Source organism: Variovorax boronicumulans, from assembly GCF_019352895.1.
Classification (GTDB): domain Bacteria; phylum Pseudomonadota; class Gammaproteobacteria; order Burkholderiales; family Burkholderiaceae_C; genus Variovorax; species Variovorax boronicumulans_A.
Window position 1 is genome coordinate 1,549,815 of the sequence record NZ_JAAAFX010000009.1, and the last position, 595, is coordinate 1,550,409.

The 595-nt window shown below is 64.5% G+C and carries 1 protein-coding gene; it reads right to left on the reverse strand.

Annotated elements, in window-relative coordinates; genetic code table 11:
• Positions 1 to 595 (reverse strand): POTRA domain-containing protein (locus tag K0H49_RS30815; RefSeq protein WP_307886089.1); only part of this gene is annotated, 595 nt, incomplete at both ends.

The following is a 595-nucleotide window of genomic DNA, read 5'->3' on the forward strand; positions in this document are numbered from 1 at the left end:
GGGCTCGGCCTTGAGCGTGAGCGTCACGCGGTTGTTGGTGCGGTCGATCTCCGGCTGCGATTCGACGCGCGCGAAGGCGTAGCCGAAGGTGCCGAAGTAGTCGGTGAAGGCCTTCGTCGTGTCCGTCAGCTGCTCGCCGTTGTACGGCTGGCCCGGCTTGATGGTCACCAGCGACTTGAACTCCTCCTCGCGGCCCAGGTAGTTGCCGTCGAGCTTCACGCCGGCCACCACGAGCTTCTCGCCTTCGGTCACGTTCACCGTCACGGTCAGGTCCGAACGATCGGGCGAGATCGCGACCTGCGTCGAGTCGATGCGGAATTCCAGATAGCCGCGCGTGAGGTAGTAGGAGCGCAATGTCTCGAGGTCGGCGTTGAGCTTGGCGCGCGAGTACTGGTTGGACTTGGTGTACCAGCTCAGGTAGCCGCCGCTGTCCTGGTCGAACAGGCTCAGCAGCGTCGATTCGCTGAAGGCCTTGTTGCCCACCACACGCACTTCGCGGATGCGCGCGGGTTCGCCCTCGGTCACGGTGAAGGTCAGGTTCACGCGGTTGCGCTCGATCGGCGTGACGGTGGTCACGACCTCGGCGTTGTAGAGG